Origin of the sequence: Methanobacterium petrolearium (assembly GCF_017873625.1) — an archaeon.
In the GTDB taxonomy this organism is placed as follows: Archaea; Methanobacteriota; Methanobacteria; order Methanobacteriales; family Methanobacteriaceae; genus Methanobacterium; species Methanobacterium petrolearium.
This window is the reverse complement of the sequence record NZ_JAGGKL010000010.1, coordinates 49221-62770: the sequence shown is the minus strand read 5'-3', so window position 1 is coordinate 62770 and position 13550 is coordinate 49221. Positions and strand designations below refer to the sequence as shown.

Genomic DNA, 13550 nt, shown 5'->3' with positions numbered 1-13550 from the left:
GTTCACTCCGAAATCAGTGATTTGATCAGTGGATCAATTACTTCTTCAGCAGAGATTTCCTCTATTTTCTCAATATGTATCTGGTTGCGCACAATGTGATGTTTGCTACCGAATTCTGAGTAGATCTTCTCTTTAATATCATCTTCACCCATGGCTTTCAATTCCCTGGTGAAGGGTTTGAAACTGTCTCCCATGATGAATTTACCTTGAACTCTGTATATCTTCGTTTTCATAATAATTCCTCAAGAAAACCTAATGATTCTTCGATTCTTGCCATTTCCGGACCTGTAGTATTTTCTCCTACCAATACACCATTTGAATTGGCAACTGTGCCTGCACCCACCAGTTTTGTTCCCTGGTTAACTGTTCCAATATCTGCAGGGACTTTCATGGTTTTTTCCATGAATTCTAATTCTTTTGGGGTTGATGATGGGTGGACAAGTACTCCTTTGTTGGTGGCTACTGCCACTGATCCGGTGATTTTGAAATTAGCTATACTACTTCTGACCACGTCCACGTCAAGGGTTTCGGAAACCACTTCCATGGCTTCTTCAGATAGTAATGGGTTCACCAAAGCTCCGTGGTCGTTAGCCAGTATTATGTTGCCCACTGCAGTAAGTCTGTCAGGTATCCGTTCTACTTTTAAACCAGATTCTGTTATGGTTTTTATCTCTTTGTCAAAGGCGTATTTGGATACCAGAATTCCTCTGGAGTTTCCTACTGCCAGGGCTCCGGCCAGGCTGCTTCCACTTATAGGAGTTTTAATTACAGGTACTTCTAGGCATTCTTCCACAACTTGTACCATTTTTTCTCCCAGGTTAGGTGGTGCCAGGGCCACTTTGTCAGTGGCTGCCAGGGAAACCCCTAAATTGGGATTGCCGGCCAGATTAACTCTCCTAATCATAGGAGCTCACCTATTGGGCTAGGGTGACCAGTACGGAACCATCATCTTCTTTGGTTGCCTTAACTTTGATCTTAGGGGGTATTTTTTGAATTCCCCTTTCCCATATTGTTTCATTTACCGATGCATCCAGTTTGACGTCATCAGATTTCATGTGTTTCTGGATGAATTCCCTCACAACACGGGTTGCTTTTGGTGACCTTTTGGTTCTTGGAACCTTTTTAGCATCCCGGAGGGGTATAACATAAACTCTTTCCATCTCTATTCACTCCTCAAATTAAAATTATGCTTTTATCTTACTTCTTCTCCAATGTCTCATTTTCGGGTGGGTTCTAACTTTACGATTGGTTTTCATCATCACCCATAGAGGCACCCGTCTGTTTTGTTTGCCTGCCTTTGCCAGTCTTAACTTTTTGGCCAATGGTTTATTTCTGCTCATCTTTTCTCCATCCTGTTACTCTTGATTGTATGTGTGGGGGGAATAATTTACTAGCTGTGTCTTTACCTTCCACCTGGTTTATTAGACATCGTATTTCAATCTCATAGTCTGAATTGTTATCCCTGTTGGTGGGTTCCCTCACAAGGTTAAAGAGCTGTTTTGACAGCTGATTTATGGTTTTATGACCCCATCCAGCCAGATTTAAGTATTGAACACTTTTAGAATCTTCTAGGCTTTGAATTTCATTCAAATTTAATTTGGGCACCCGATCATCTCTTCTGGTGCCATCAGCCAACACCTGATATTTCTCTGCAGCCTGTTTGAGGATTTCTTTGTGTAGTAGATTGATTCCGTGGTTTGGAAATCCATCTTTTAATATTATGTTAACTGCTTCTTCCATTATCTTAGGATCTGCCCTTAGGACATGGTGTTTAAATCCTAAACAAGATGCAGATTGTGATGCGGATTTCCATGAAGGGAAAATACCAAAATTGGCTGTTACCAGTTCCACTTGATATCCTAATCGTTGGAGTATTACAGCTACCAGTGAGCTGTCTTTACCTCCACTGTATAACACCGCGGCTTTCATTTCCAGGTGATGTTAATATCTCTTTTCTGACCTGCCATCTTACGCAGTAATTCTTTAAGTTGAGGGTCAGTGATTTTTGATTTAATCCTGCCCATTTGGGCCAGTTGGATGAGTTGCAGTTCGATCTGATCCACGAACTCAGGTTTAGTGAGGCGGAGGTTTGCCAGGCGACTGCGGGCTTCAGGGGTGAGTATTTGAATCATTGCTTGTCTTTTTTGGGCTTCTAATTCCCTGCGCATCTGTTCCTGGGATTGGGCATCTTGGGATTGCTGTTGAGCTTGTTGTGCCGCTGCCTGTTGTTGTAGTTCCTGCATTCTTCTTCGCCTTATTTCCTCAATATCGCTCATCTTATACCTCCTCTCTTTTTAGTACCTTTATAAATTGATTATATATTCCTAATATTTTGCAAGTTCAGGTATGTCTTCTTTCAGTTTGAAAGAGGCTTTGTCAAGGAAAGATCTTCCGGCAGGAGTTACAACTCGTCCTTCTTCTCTTTTTTCAACTAGACCTGCTTTTTCTAACTGGTGAAGGGCTGTTCTGGTTACAGAACCACTGCCTCGTTTAAATTTCTCAGGGTTAGTACCTTTGTCCTTTTTTCCACCATAGTAGGTTCTGAGACTGTTTATGCCCACTGGACCGTCTATGTATACCCTGCGAAGTAGAGATGCGCAGCGCACATACCACCAATCAGGATTTTCGGGTCTTCTCTCTTTATGAACCCCTGTTTTGACGAATTGCGCCCATTCTGGGGGGGTTATCTTTTTGTTTTCACTTAACTCCTTGGCGATTTCGCTAATTAGCGAATCGGCAGGCACATCATAAATCGTAGTCATATTATTTCTCCTAATTTCTTCTTTTTTTGAAGATTACCGCAACGTTACCTCTAAAATCAATGAGTTTAGCATTTGATTTTTCGGTGATGTGGGTAATATAGTTTTCTTTCTCATGGGATATACCCTTGGAAAATCTGAGCTTCACCACTTCTCTTTCCTTAAGCTGGCGCTTAATTTCGTCCATAACACCGGGGTTAACTCCGGATTTGCCTATGTTTAAGGTGATGGTGGAAAGTGACCTACGCATCAGCTCCTTCTTGGAATGTGCGGGATTCAATTTTATTCCTCCTTTTTGCCTTCTTTTCTTTAATGTAAGGCTTTCTCATGATTTCTCCACATTCCAAACATTTGATATTTACCATTGAATCATGTAATCGTATTTGGCAGTTGGAACCTGGTTTTAGAAACTTATGACAGTTCCTGCAGAACCTTCCCCTCCATGAAGATGGTATCTTCAGGTTGTATTTAGTGGCTATTTTCCAGGCCATTTCCACGTAACGATGGGAACGTTCCGGATGAATAGAAAACTCCCCATCTGCAAGGTTTAAGAGGATTTCCATTCGCTCTAGAGCTATATCAATCATCCATCGCGGTCTTCTTCCTCTTTTCAACTTATTAACCCCTTGTGGAACCTATAAATGCCAGAATACGGAGATCTTAAGTTTCATCAGGAGTGTAAATCATAGGGGTTAATTCCTAAAAAACCTGAGGGTGTACTTAAGAATAATATTACAGTTTACTACTTTACCCCTTAAAAAGCTTTCCCCATTAATTATCTGTATAATTTTCAAGGGCCTCAAAGGTTTTATCTGGTTAAAAACCCTGAAAAATCTATATTGCCCGGCGGACGTGATTTTTCTCCCCTGATAATCTCTAAAATTGTGTTAACTGATTCTTCTGGAGTAATATTTGTGGTATCCACTTCATGCACCTTGGAACCATGTGTTTGGTGGGCTTCCCATGTGCAGATATCCAGGGCTTCTGCCTCGAGGTTTTCATGAATCTTGGATGATTTCCAATCCCTTTTTATGAGTCTTTCTTCAAGGACACTGGGTTCTGTTCGCAGAACAACCACGAAATTTGCCCGGGGGAAATAATGAGAAAGGTGTCCTTCGATTATTACACATTGATGGTCTTTTTTATCAATGATTTTTTGGATTTCTCCCTCTAAAGCAACCATATCCACAACTTTATAACCCTTTTGAGAATCCAATCCAGTGTAGAGTTTTTTCTCGTCAACTAATTGGTTAATATCAATTAGTGTGCAGTTAAACTCTTCGGCCAGTAAAGGTGATACAGTGGTTTTACCGGTTCCTGGGGTTCCTGTAAGGAGTATTATCATTTCCAAATCCATTTTTTCGATTCATTAATTTATTTTAGCTGTTAATTTGAATGTTCGGAATGTTTCATTCCGGGATCATCTGAATGTTTTATTTTAGCTGCTAATTTGAATAGTCAGAATGTTTTATTTCAGTTTTTCAATCAGGATTTCAGCAACTTTTTCTCCGGATAAAAGCATTCCCCCAAATATGGGGCCCATACGGGGAGAGCCATGCACTGCGTTGGCTGCCATACCTGTTACATATAATCCAGGGTACACTTCACTGACATTGCTTATGATTTTTCCTTCAGCCACATCAGCCCACATGGATTTTTCTCCCATTATCCCTCCGGTTTCAGTTTCCAGGGATGCTTCCATTTTTCTTTCCAGGACTTTCACTATCTCACATGGGTGTCCGGTGGCATCTATCACTGCTTTTGCACCTAATGTGATGGGATCTACATGGAGACCTGCCATTTCAACAGGGCTCCAATTAATCACTAATCCCTCCACTCCTTTCTCTTTTATCATCACGTCTTCAATTTCCATTAGGTTGAAGACTTTAAGTCCTGCTTGACATGCTTTTGAGCAGAGTGTGGAAGCAGATTCCACAGAATCAGCCAGGTAGTAGCCTTCCTGGTATTCTTGGTAGTTGATGCCCATTTCATCCAGGATTCGTTTTCCTTCTTCCTGGACTACGATCTTGTTGAACATCATTCCACCACCCCACATTCCACCACCCATACTGAGTTTCTTCTCAAATAGGGCAACTTTAAGACCGGCTTTGGCAAGGTAGTAACCGGCGGTGAGGCCAGATGGTCCTCCTCCACCTATAGCCACATCCATGTCCATGTAATCTAATAATTCCTCCATGTATCCTTCTACAATTCCCCTTGATACTATGATATCATCCAGTTTCATCGTTTTTACACCTCATAATATGTGATTAAAAATTTATTGTAATAAAATTACTTGATTTTTCTTGATGATTATTTTTTGATAATTATACGTAACACATCCTTATCTTCCAATACATGATCCAGTCCTACTTTCTGACCAGGAAATTTCACTGAACTACCCCATACTTTGGCGTGGCGAAAGTTTTTAAGAAAATCCCGGTGAAGTCTGCCTGCCACATCTTCCACAGTAGACCCATCCCTAACAATTAAAGGTTCATTTAAATCAGCTTTCTTACCTTGGGGCTTCAGATAAATTCTTATAAGCTTCAAACGATTGAATATTTCCTCTTTAAGTTCGTCAACCATCATTCCTTTATCCGCGGCGATGTAAAGCGCATCTTGCATCTTTTCATGAAGTTCTTTTAGGTATGATTCTTCTGCCAGATCGATCTTGTTAACCACCATTAGGAGTGGTATGTATACAATGCTATTGTCCAATGAATCAATGAATCGATCAATGGTAACGTCTTCTCTGATGAGTACATCAGCACTGTGCACCCCGTACTCATTGAGTATGGAACGGATCGTGCCTTCATCCATGTGGGTGAGGGGAACCGTAGAGGCTACTTTAATTCCTCCTATTTTTCTGCGTTTCACCTTTATATCAGGAGCGGTTTGGTTGGGTCTTATTCCAATGTTCAGTAGTTCATCCATAATCAGTTCCTTATGGTGGGGGTTGAATACATCCAGTACCATTACAACTAAATCCGCATTACGGGCCACTGAGAGGATCTCTCTTCCCCTTCCTTTTCCCTTGGAAGCACCGGCGATAATTCCCGGAATGTCAAATATCTGGATCTGAGCCCCACGATATTCCATGACTCCTGGGATGACATCCAGGGTTGTGAATTCATAGGCTCCAATTTTAGATTGGGCATTGGTAATCTGGTTGAGGATTGTGGATTTTCCCACGGAAGGAAACCCAACCAGGACAACTGTGGAGTCTCCTGTTTTTTTAAGAGTGAATCCTCTTCCTTTAGTGGATGATGAGCTTTTTTTTATGGATTCTTCCCTTAATTTTGAGATTTTTGCCTTGAGTTTCCCAATATGGTGAGATGTGGCCTTGTTATAAGGAGTTTTTGTTATCTCATCTTCAATCTTACGGATCTTTTCTTCGATGTCCATAAAGCTCACTTTAAAATAAGAGTGTAATCTATCAATATCAAATTCATATTAATTCTGTTAATATATTTGAATTATCCTTAAAACTACATTTATTTCTAATATAGGGTTTTTCACTTAAAATAGTTTTAATTAAAAATAAAGAAAATGGCAGAATGGAGTTTTAACTCACATCCCACACCATTACTTCAGATATTCCTGTTGATGGTTCCTTATTGGCCAGTTTGAAGTGTGTTAATCCAGATCCCTGCATGAAGAACAGGCGGGTGAACATGGAATCCTCCAGTTCCCGGTTCATGGCCACGGTAATCAGGTTGTTGTCCTGATAAATTACCAGTATGGAGAAGGTACTGTCGTTGTTAACTACAGTATCCACTGCCGTGGTACCATTGGTAACTATTATCAGACGATGAGGTGGGGCAACCTGGTTTTGACTCACCTGCAGACCACCAGTGATGTTATTGCCAGTGATCTGAACAGTTACATTATTTTCGCCTGTGATGTTAACCGTGCTGCCTGAGGAAGTGGCACCGGCCTGGGCCATTGAATAGATGTAGTTAGTTGAATTTCCAGTGGTGAAGTTCCAGCTTCCAAAGTAAGACCACCAACCTGCCTTACTCACCATGTCCATACTGGTAACCAAAACACTAGGAGTAGAATTGGTTGGATGGGTGTATTGTAAGACACTTTGCGCCTGTTGTGTGGTTAAACCATACTGGGAGGTTAAAATACTCTGAGCTGCGGTTTTATTAGTGACCAGAATCTTATCCATGATTTCAACTGTCTTACTTGTATCATTGGTGTAGTTTTCCAGGGTAGTGTAACCATCATCACCACTGGCAGCCAACATTTTCAGTATACCTGCAGAAAGAGCCTCGTCACTGGTGAATAATGCTTTACCAACCCAGTATGCCCTGGCATTGTTCTGTGAACCTCCATCAAAAGTTACTCCACGGTCTGCCTTGGCTGCAAATAGGTGTCCAAAGTCCCACCAGGAAGTCATTACCGTATCTTGATCTGTGTTATTTTTCACCCATGAGAGGGAATCAACCATGGCATCATCTGTACCAGGCACCACTGAGTTAGATAGGGTGTTAGCAGAACTTACTGGCACGAAACAAACCATCGCTATCACTATAGCCATTGCTATGACATGATAAGCGGGTTTTTCAATGTATTTTCTTAGATAATCTGCTAGGAACCCTACGAAAATCCCTGCACACAGAGATATTGGAAGTGAAAAGGCTTCCACAAATCTTACACCCTTGGTGAATGCATAAGCTGTAATTAAAAGCCATACTGCAAACAATATGGCATAATAAAGATAGGTACTCCTATCTCCAGGTTTTATTCCGCTTGCTTCTTTTTTTTCTTCTTTAACAGGTTTTTCAGGTTCTTTTGTCCTGTTTTTCCTGGATTTTCTTCCCCTCTTTGGTTTTCTATCCTTTTTCGGAGGTTTACTTTTGCCTTTTGCCCTGGCTTTTTGGATCCTCAAATTCCAGAAAATGATACACAAACCAAATATTCCACATACAAAGGGTATAACTCCCCCAACATCAACTACCACTGTTGAAATATCTGGAACCTGCAGTTCACCAACTGATATGAATACGTTAGGATAGGAAGCAGTGTGTGTTGCTGCTTGTAGTTTAGTTGCACTGATTGGCTGTATTAAATAGTACGTGAATAGGGAACTACCCCAAGCCATGAACATTAACACCAGACTCAACACTATAAATATGATTAGTGGGAGTAGGACTGGTTGTTCAAGGAGCCATTGTTTCTTACTGGAGTATTCTGACCATAATTTAAAACTATCCATTTTAAAGAGGTATTTTGATACCAGCAAATAGACTATGGCGACGAAGACCACTAGATAGAATATGTACCACCATCCTTCCCATGCTAAAGAGAACACAAGCATGGAAAAAGCTGCCAAAACAGCATATATCATTTTTTTCCGATTGTCAGTGGCGGTGATACTTTCACTGAAGAACCACACTACGAAAAGTGGTAGAATCATGTTAAACATGTCAGTGTCAAAGAAACCAACAAATGTGTGGGAAAAATAAAACGTGGCAACACCCACCAGTACTCCGGCAGTGATCCCTCCGTAATCATTGGTGATCCTTCTTACGAATAAATAAGCAGGAATCACACACAGTGAAGCTATAACTGCGGGTGTCCAGAAGCTAACTGCTAACAGAGGATAATCACCGAATAAATTGGCCAGGTAATAGAAAAATGCGGTTACCCAAACAATCAGGGGTGGATATTCTGCACTTCTTCCGGGAGGGAAGAATGAATGTAGATCCCAATCCGTACCATTCTGGATGGTATCCCCAAGATAGCCATGTTCAATGAAATTACTGGTTAAACGATAGTTATAATATGAATCCATCTCACTGAAATAGGGTAAACCAGTTTCTTCCTGGTAATAAGATTTATAATTGTCTGGCACTCCACCAATATCTGCAGCTTCTGCGCGGAGGAAGAATACCAGAGAAAATATAACTAGGATTATTATGATTGGTTTTAATTTGGATAAGATGTCATTTGCTTCCATGTTTTTCATTCCCCTATTACTCTTTTTGGTTAAACCCGTGAAAATTTGTGAACGTGTTTTTATCTATTTATCTTATATTGGACTGTTTAAACTATTTAAATTATAAAGTCTTTGGAGGTTATTAACAAGTTATAATACCATAAAAACACTTCCTGACTAACTTTGAATATCCAAATAACCCTTTGTTACAGGGGCTTAAGTAACTTTTTTTGGGTTGAATTTATTACCATAATGTTTAAACACAATAACAACAAATTATTTGAAGATTAATCAATGATATTTTTATCTTTGATGACAAAACCAATGAAAATCAGTCGGATGCACCAAAACAATGCAAAAAAAATAGTAAAAAGAAAAAAAGTAAAAAAATTAAATTTCAAGTTTTCTCAGATTTTTGATCCTGTTTTTCTTCCAGTGAACGAGTGTATCTGCATCGTGGAAAACCACTGCATCCCACAAATTCACCATAACGGCCCCTTCTTTTAATGAGATCCTTTCCACATTCCGGGCATACACCCACAACCTCATTTTGCATAGGTTCTTCACCGTCACGTCCACATTTGGGATCCATGCAGGCTCTTTGTCTGGGTTTTCCAAAAGATATCATTGGCAGGCCACATTCCTCACATTTTGTTTTAAGGACCGTAGCTCCACGAGGCATTGAATAAGTTGATTTACACTCAGGATAGGAAGTACAACCCACGAAACTGCCTCCTTTTGGTGAGTTAATCATGATGAGATTGCCACCACATTTACACTTACCCACGATCATACTTTCCCGGTAGGCAGCGTAAAGTTCTTCCCCGATTTTGATCTTGTTTGCATCGATATCATCCAGTATAGAACTTACTTCCAACTTGGCTTCAGCTATTATCTTCTCTTTTTTAACTTCGGCCTTCATTATGCCATCTAATTTGGTTTCAAATTCACGGGTGAGTTCTTCACTGGTGATCTTCTCTGAATATTTTTTAAGGGTATCAATAAGGTGTTCTCCCAGCTGGTTAACTGAGATCTTCTTACCCTCCACATATTTCCTATCATACAAGATAGATATGATGTTCGCCCGTGTGGATTTTGTTCCAAGTCCTCTTTTTTCCAGTTCTCGGATAAGTGAAGCCTGGTTGTACCTGGCAGGAGGTTTAGTCTCTTTTTCCTCCGAATATGCCCGAGCATCCAAGCTATCTTTCTCTTTTAGAGCAGGAAACTCATCATTTTCAACTTTACGGTAGGGATAGTGTTCTCTCCACCCCATTTTAGCCATTCTCTTCCGGCTGAAGCTGAATGGCTGGCCTCCAATATCCAATTCTGTCTTCATGGTTTCCATGATGCCGTTTTCACCGAAAACGCTGATGAAACGGTGAACAATAAGTTCGTATAATTTCTGATAATCTCTTCCCAGTCCTTTAGGAACCAATCCTGTGGGGTGGATGGCAGGGTGAGCTTCATCTGTTTTTTTACCTTCACGAGGTTTTATTGGTTCTTTCAACTTCTCGATCTGTTTACGGAATGCAGCATTCTTTTTCAGTTTGCCCAATATCTTTTTATAGCCAATACTAGGAGGTAATTTCTGGGAAGATGTACGGGGGTAAGATGTGTAACCTTCAGCATAAAGATTCTGAGCAATGGATTGAGTTTTCTTGGGACTGAATCCAAATACACCGTATGCTTCAGATTGCAATGAACCTAAATCAAAGGGTACTGGAGGTAATTGCGGAGTTTTTTTAATGTTTATTTTATTTACAAGGGCATTTTTACCCTCACAATCTGCCAATATCTCTTCCTGAACTTTTTTATCGAAGATCTTTCCCTTTTTATGGTCAGCAATTATGTCCCCTTCAATTTCTGCTTTGATAAGCCAGTAAGGCTCAGGGATGAAATTCTGAATTTCTTTCTCCCTTTCCACCAGAATTGCAAGGGTCGGAGTTTGTACTCTCCCTGCAGAAAGTTGTATGTAACGACTGGTGGCTTTCATAACTGAATCAGTGAGGTCTTTAGATATGTTTACTCCAAAAATAAAATCTAAAACATGTCTGGCCTCTCCACTGTCTACCTGGTTGAAATCCAATTTTATGGGTTCATTATAAGCTTTTAATAGGTCTTCCTTGGTGAGTGTGGAGAATTTCATACGCACTGCTTTATCAATACTTTCTGATCCACAAGCATACTTTAAAGCGTTAAATCCTATTAATGTACCTTCAATATCATAATCACAAGCATGAATAAAACGATCAGCATTTTTAGAGAACTTCTTTATGGCATCGATGTAATTTTTAACATATTTTTTACTTTTATCCTTTTCATGGAGTGGAACCCAGCCCACTTCAAACATACGACCTTTTTCCTTTTTCAAAGGTGACAGAGAGTATAAATGACCTACGGCAGAGAGTACTGTGGTTTTTTTACCATTTTCTTCGATTTCATAGTAAGGTACCCGTTTATAAGTCTTTTTTACCGCTTTGCCCGGTATTGCACCAGCTATCTTCTCTGAAGCCTTTGGTTTTTCGCATACTACAACTTCATGCATAAAAATCACTTGGACAATTAAATAATAACTATTATAATATTAATAATAATTACCGATCTGTATAATCATAATAATATTATTCCCATGGAATATAATTGATGATATTAGATTATAATAAATGTTATTGCAGTTGATGGTGCAGATATTAATGTTGATCTTAAAATAACCATGACCATAAAAATCTTGATTATGAAAATTATCACCAACGTGTGAAGTCCATATCTTGCAATTAAACCAAAATTTCAGATTAAACCATCTTTATCGGAGATTAAAATGTTAATCGGCGTTATATCAGACACCCACATCCCTGAAAGGGCAGATAGTATCCCTGAGATAGTATTTGAAATTTTTGAAGATGTAAATCTCATATTACATGCAGGAGACCTTGTTTCTCTTTCAGTTAAAAACCAGTTAGAAGCAATGAAACCTACAGTATGTGTTCAGGGCAACATGGATCGTTATATTGGTCTAAAACTACCTCAGAGGAAAAAATTAAATCTTGAGGGTATTAAAATTGGTTTAACACACGGAGAAGTTTATCCGAGGGGAGATACCCAACAGTTACGTTATATTGGTCTGGAAATGGATGTGGAAGTTTTGATTACCGGCCATACTCACTGGTCTTTCATCAAAGAGTTACCAGATATGCTCTTACTGAACCCAGGAAGTCCTACAGTTCCCCGACTCTCAGATCCGTCAGTAATGATCATAGAAGTTGAGGATGGTCAATTAGATGCCAAGATTGTTAAAATCGGAGATCCTGTTTGTAAAGCCCTCAATTTCAATAAACCCTAAATTTAAAATCTAGAATAAAAATAAACCCTAAATTAAAGAAATCCCCAAAAAACCCTTTGAATTAAATGATAACACAACCCCAATGAGAAGAATCCCTGCAGTTAAGGAGAAGAAAGGCAAATGAGTCAAAGATGGAATCAGGAACGGAAGAATGAAGAATATTACAAGAAAGCTAAAAAACAGGACTATCGTTCTAGAGCTTCCTTTAAACTACTGCAATTAAATCGTAAATTTAAAATAATTAAAAAAGGCAACTCAGTTGTTGATTTAGGAGCTGCTCCGGGTGGATGGTCCCAGGTAGCCCTTGAAGCTGTGGGTGAAGACGGTGTGGTGGTGGCTGTGGATCTTAATAGAATAAAACCATTTGATGAAGATAATTTTTGGAGCATAAAAGGAGATTTCACTCAGAAAGACACTTTAGAAGAAATCCAACGTACTCTGCAGGGTAAAACTCAAGTGATCATATCTGATGCCTCCCCTAAACTATCTGGAATAAAAGACTTGGATCAGCTCAGATCCATTGATCTAGCACAGAGTGTTCTGCAGATAAGTGATGGAATCCTGAAATATAAAGGTAATATTATTATGAAAGTTTTCCAGGGTGAAGGATATCCAGAACTCCTTAAAGATATTAAAAAAAAGTTTCAAACAGTTAAAACCACTAAACCTCCTTCTTCCAGGAAAAAAAGTGGAGAAATGTACATAGTGGGCCGAGGTTTCAGAAGGGAAGGAAAAAAACATTAAAATTAACTAAACAGATCATCCTGCCAATATAATTTAAAATTAGACTAATATAATTAAAAAAAAAGCTAATGTAAATAAAAAAGCGTTAGGCAGTAGTAGGCTAATGATCAAATTTTGCTCGTTTAAATGGTTCATGTTGAAAAGAATTACTTCATTAACCATTTACCTAAATGCCTTCACCCAGATACCTGAGACCTTATAGTAACTAAACTTGATTTAGCTGTTTGCAGTTGCGATTTGGCTTCTTGAAGCCTCTCATTAATTTCATCAGGCGATTTATTAACAGCAATTGCACTTTCAACATCAGTGATTGCTTGATCTGCTTTTACCAACTCTATTTTTGCATTATCAAATTTCGTTTTCAAATCCTTGTCGTTGGTTGCCTCCACTTGAATCTCTAATTCGTTATATTGGGCTTCTAAAGTTGCATAATCAGATTTAATGGCTGCTAATTCTTCATTAGCATTACTATTACTGGCATCGTCAGATATAAAAGACGAAAGTGATTGGAATCCAAAGTAAGCCAGTATGGCCAATGTGGCCACTATCATCAACACCCCCAAAACCGATATAGTCATGGAAGTGACCTTAAACATTTTCAATCTTGATCTTTTCATTTATTCACCTTTATAAAGGGATTAGTTAAACTAAAACTCATGTTAATCACAATTTATGGGAACTAAATCCCACATCAACGAATAATAAATCAATTTATCAGATTACATGTCATTATACTTAAGCACTTTTATCATTTATC

The 13550-nt window shown here is 39.1% G+C and carries 17 protein-coding genes; 2 read left to right on the top strand and 15 right to left on the bottom strand.

The features are described from left to right. Positions 1-2 precede the first annotated feature (2 nt). The 14 genes from rpl18a to topA all read right to left on the bottom strand — a co-directional run bounded on the left by rpl18a (position 3) and on the right by topA (position 11254). On the bottom strand, positions 3-233 hold the full coding sequence (gene rpl18a / locus J2743_RS09840; protein ID WP_209626725.1) for a 50S ribosomal protein L18Ae: 231 nt from the start codon (positions 231-233) through the stop codon (positions 3-5). Beyond that, on the bottom strand, positions 230-904 hold the full coding sequence (locus tag J2743_RS09835) for a translation initiation factor IF-6 (RefSeq protein WP_209626723.1): 675 nt from the start codon (positions 902-904) through the stop codon (positions 230-232). Before J2743_RS09835 ends, rpl18a begins: the two co-directional genes overlap by 4 nt. A gap of 10 nt (positions 905-914) precedes the next feature. Next, positions 915-1160, bottom strand: a complete 246-nt coding sequence (locus J2743_RS09830) for a 50S ribosomal protein L31e (RefSeq protein ID WP_209626721.1) — start codon at positions 1158-1160, stop codon at positions 915-917. Positions 1161-1184: 24 nt separating this feature from the next. Next, positions 1185-1340: a 50S ribosomal protein L39e gene (locus J2743_RS09825; RefSeq protein WP_039376813.1), complete on the bottom strand. Its 156-nt coding sequence runs from the start codon at positions 1338-1340 to the stop codon at positions 1185-1187. Next, a complete protein-coding gene (locus J2743_RS09820) occupies positions 1327-1929 on the bottom strand; it encodes a DUF7411 family protein (RefSeq protein WP_209626719.1) in 603 nt (200 codons plus the stop codon). The genes J2743_RS09825 and J2743_RS09820 overlap by 14 nt, the downstream gene beginning before the upstream one ends. Then, positions 1926-2276 carry a DNA-binding protein gene (locus J2743_RS09815; RefSeq protein ID WP_209626717.1) on the bottom strand — a complete coding sequence of 117 codons (351 nt, stop codon included), beginning with the start codon at positions 2274-2276 and terminating at the stop codon, positions 1926-1928. The genes J2743_RS09820 and J2743_RS09815 overlap by 4 nt, the downstream gene beginning before the upstream one ends. A 48-nt stretch (positions 2277-2324) precedes the next feature. Beyond that, positions 2325-2762: a 30S ribosomal protein S19e gene (locus tag J2743_RS09810; RefSeq protein ID WP_209626715.1), complete on the bottom strand. Its 438-nt coding sequence runs from the start codon at positions 2760-2762 to the stop codon at positions 2325-2327. 10 nt (positions 2763-2772) lie between these two features. Beyond that, the gene (locus J2743_RS09805; protein WP_209626714.1) at positions 2773-3009 is read right to left on the bottom strand and encodes a YhbY family RNA-binding protein; all 237 of its coding nucleotides are present in this window, start codon (positions 3007-3009) and stop codon (positions 2773-2775) included. Further along, positions 3002-3373 (bottom strand): ribonuclease P protein component 4, encoded by a 372-nt coding sequence (locus tag J2743_RS09800; protein ID WP_209626712.1) that lies wholly within the window; start codon positions 3371-3373, stop codon positions 3002-3004. The genes J2743_RS09805 and J2743_RS09800 overlap by 8 nt, the downstream gene beginning before the upstream one ends. A gap of 194 nt (positions 3374-3567) precedes the next feature. Further along, positions 3568-4116, bottom strand: a complete 549-nt coding sequence (locus J2743_RS09795) for an adenylate kinase family protein (protein ID WP_245248226.1) — start codon at positions 4114-4116, stop codon at positions 3568-3570. 111 nt (positions 4117-4227) lie between these two features. Next, the gene (locus J2743_RS09790; RefSeq protein ID WP_209626710.1) at positions 4228-5004 is read right to left on the bottom strand and encodes a sulfide-dependent adenosine diphosphate thiazole synthase; all 777 of its coding nucleotides are present in this window, start codon (positions 5002-5004) and stop codon (positions 4228-4230) included. Positions 5005-5072: 68 nt separating this feature from the next. Further along, the gene (locus J2743_RS09785) at positions 5073-6167 is read right to left on the bottom strand and encodes an OBG GTPase family GTP-binding protein (RefSeq protein WP_209626707.1); all 1095 of its coding nucleotides are present in this window, start codon (positions 6165-6167) and stop codon (positions 5073-5075) included. A 160-nt stretch (positions 6168-6327) separates the two neighbouring features. After that, positions 6328-8730, bottom strand: coding sequence for an STT3 domain-containing protein (locus J2743_RS09780; RefSeq protein ID WP_209626705.1), 2403 nt, complete (start codon positions 8728-8730; stop codon positions 6328-6330). Between the two features lie 376 nt (positions 8731-9106). Continuing rightward, positions 9107-11254 (bottom strand): DNA topoisomerase I, encoded by a 2148-nt coding sequence (topA, locus tag J2743_RS09775; RefSeq protein ID WP_209626703.1) that lies wholly within the window; start codon positions 11252-11254, stop codon positions 9107-9109. Between the two features lie 273 nt (positions 11255-11527). Between topA and J2743_RS09770 the strand changes: the two genes are divergently transcribed. Together J2743_RS09770 and J2743_RS09765 are read left to right on the top strand one after the other, a co-directional pair. Then, entirely contained in the window at positions 11528-12049 is a 522-nt protein-coding gene (locus J2743_RS09770; RefSeq protein ID WP_209626701.1) for a YfcE family phosphodiesterase, read from the top strand. Between the two features lie 120 nt (positions 12050-12169). Beyond that, on the top strand, positions 12170-12793 hold the full coding sequence (locus J2743_RS09765; protein WP_209626699.1) for an RlmE family RNA methyltransferase: 624 nt from the start codon (positions 12170-12172) through the stop codon (positions 12791-12793). Positions 12794-12969: 176 nt separating this feature from the next. Here J2743_RS09765 and J2743_RS09760 read toward each other — a convergent pair whose 3' ends face one another. Further along, positions 12970-13410 carry a coiled-coil domain-containing protein gene (locus J2743_RS09760; protein ID WP_209626697.1) on the bottom strand — a complete coding sequence of 147 codons (441 nt, stop codon included), beginning with the start codon at positions 13408-13410 and terminating at the stop codon, positions 12970-12972. Positions 13411-13550 lie beyond the last annotated feature (140 nt).

Coding starts and splice junctions, on each gene's coding strand:
- J2743_RS09835 (WP_209626723.1), bottom strand. CDS start 904: ATGATTAGGAGAGTTAATCTGGCCGGCAATCCCAATTTAGGGGTTTCC.
- J2743_RS09770 (WP_209626701.1), top strand. CDS start 11,528: ATGTTAATCGGCGTTATATCAGACACCCACATCCCTGAAAGGGCAGAT.
- J2743_RS09795 (WP_245248226.1), bottom strand. CDS start 4,116: ATGGATTTGGAAATGATAATACTCCTTACAGGAACCCCAGGAACCGGT.
- J2743_RS09820 (WP_209626719.1), bottom strand. CDS start 1,929: ATGAAAGCCGCGGTGTTATACAGTGGAGGTAAAGACAGCTCACTGGTA.
- J2743_RS09765 (WP_209626699.1), top strand. CDS start 12,170: ATGAGTCAAAGATGGAATCAGGAACGGAAGAATGAAGAATATTACAAG.
- J2743_RS09830 (WP_209626721.1), bottom strand. CDS start 1,160: ATGGAAAGAGTTTATGTTATACCCCTCCGGGATGCTAAAAAGGTTCCA.
- J2743_RS09760 (WP_209626697.1), bottom strand. CDS start 13,410: ATGAAAAGATCAAGATTGAAAATGTTTAAGGTCACTTCCATGACTATA.
- rpl18a (WP_209626725.1), bottom strand. CDS start 233: ATGAAAACGAAGATATACAGAGTTCAAGGTAAATTCATCATGGGAGAC.
- J2743_RS09780 (WP_209626705.1), bottom strand. CDS start 8,730: ATGGAAGCAAATGACATCTTATCCAAATTAAAACCAATCATAATAATC.
- J2743_RS09790 (WP_209626710.1), bottom strand. CDS start 5,004: ATGAAACTGGATGATATCATAGTATCAAGGGGAATTGTAGAAGGATAC.
- J2743_RS09810 (WP_209626715.1), bottom strand. CDS start 2,762: ATGACTACGATTTATGATGTGCCTGCCGATTCGCTAATTAGCGAAATC.
- J2743_RS09785 (WP_209626707.1), bottom strand. CDS start 6,167: ATGGACATCGAAGAAAAGATCCGTAAGATTGAAGATGAGATAACAAAA.
- J2743_RS09825 (WP_039376813.1), bottom strand. CDS start 1,340: ATGAGCAGAAATAAACCATTGGCCAAAAAGTTAAGACTGGCAAAGGCA.
- J2743_RS09805 (WP_209626714.1), bottom strand. CDS start 3,009: ATGCGTAGGTCACTTTCCACCATCACCTTAAACATAGGCAAATCCGGA.
- J2743_RS09815 (WP_209626717.1), bottom strand. CDS start 2,276: ATGAGCGATATTGAGGAAATAAGGCGAAGAAGAATGCAGGAACTACAA.
- topA (WP_209626703.1), bottom strand. CDS start 11,254: ATGCATGAAGTTGTAGTATGCGAAAAACCAAAGGCTTCAGAGAAGATA.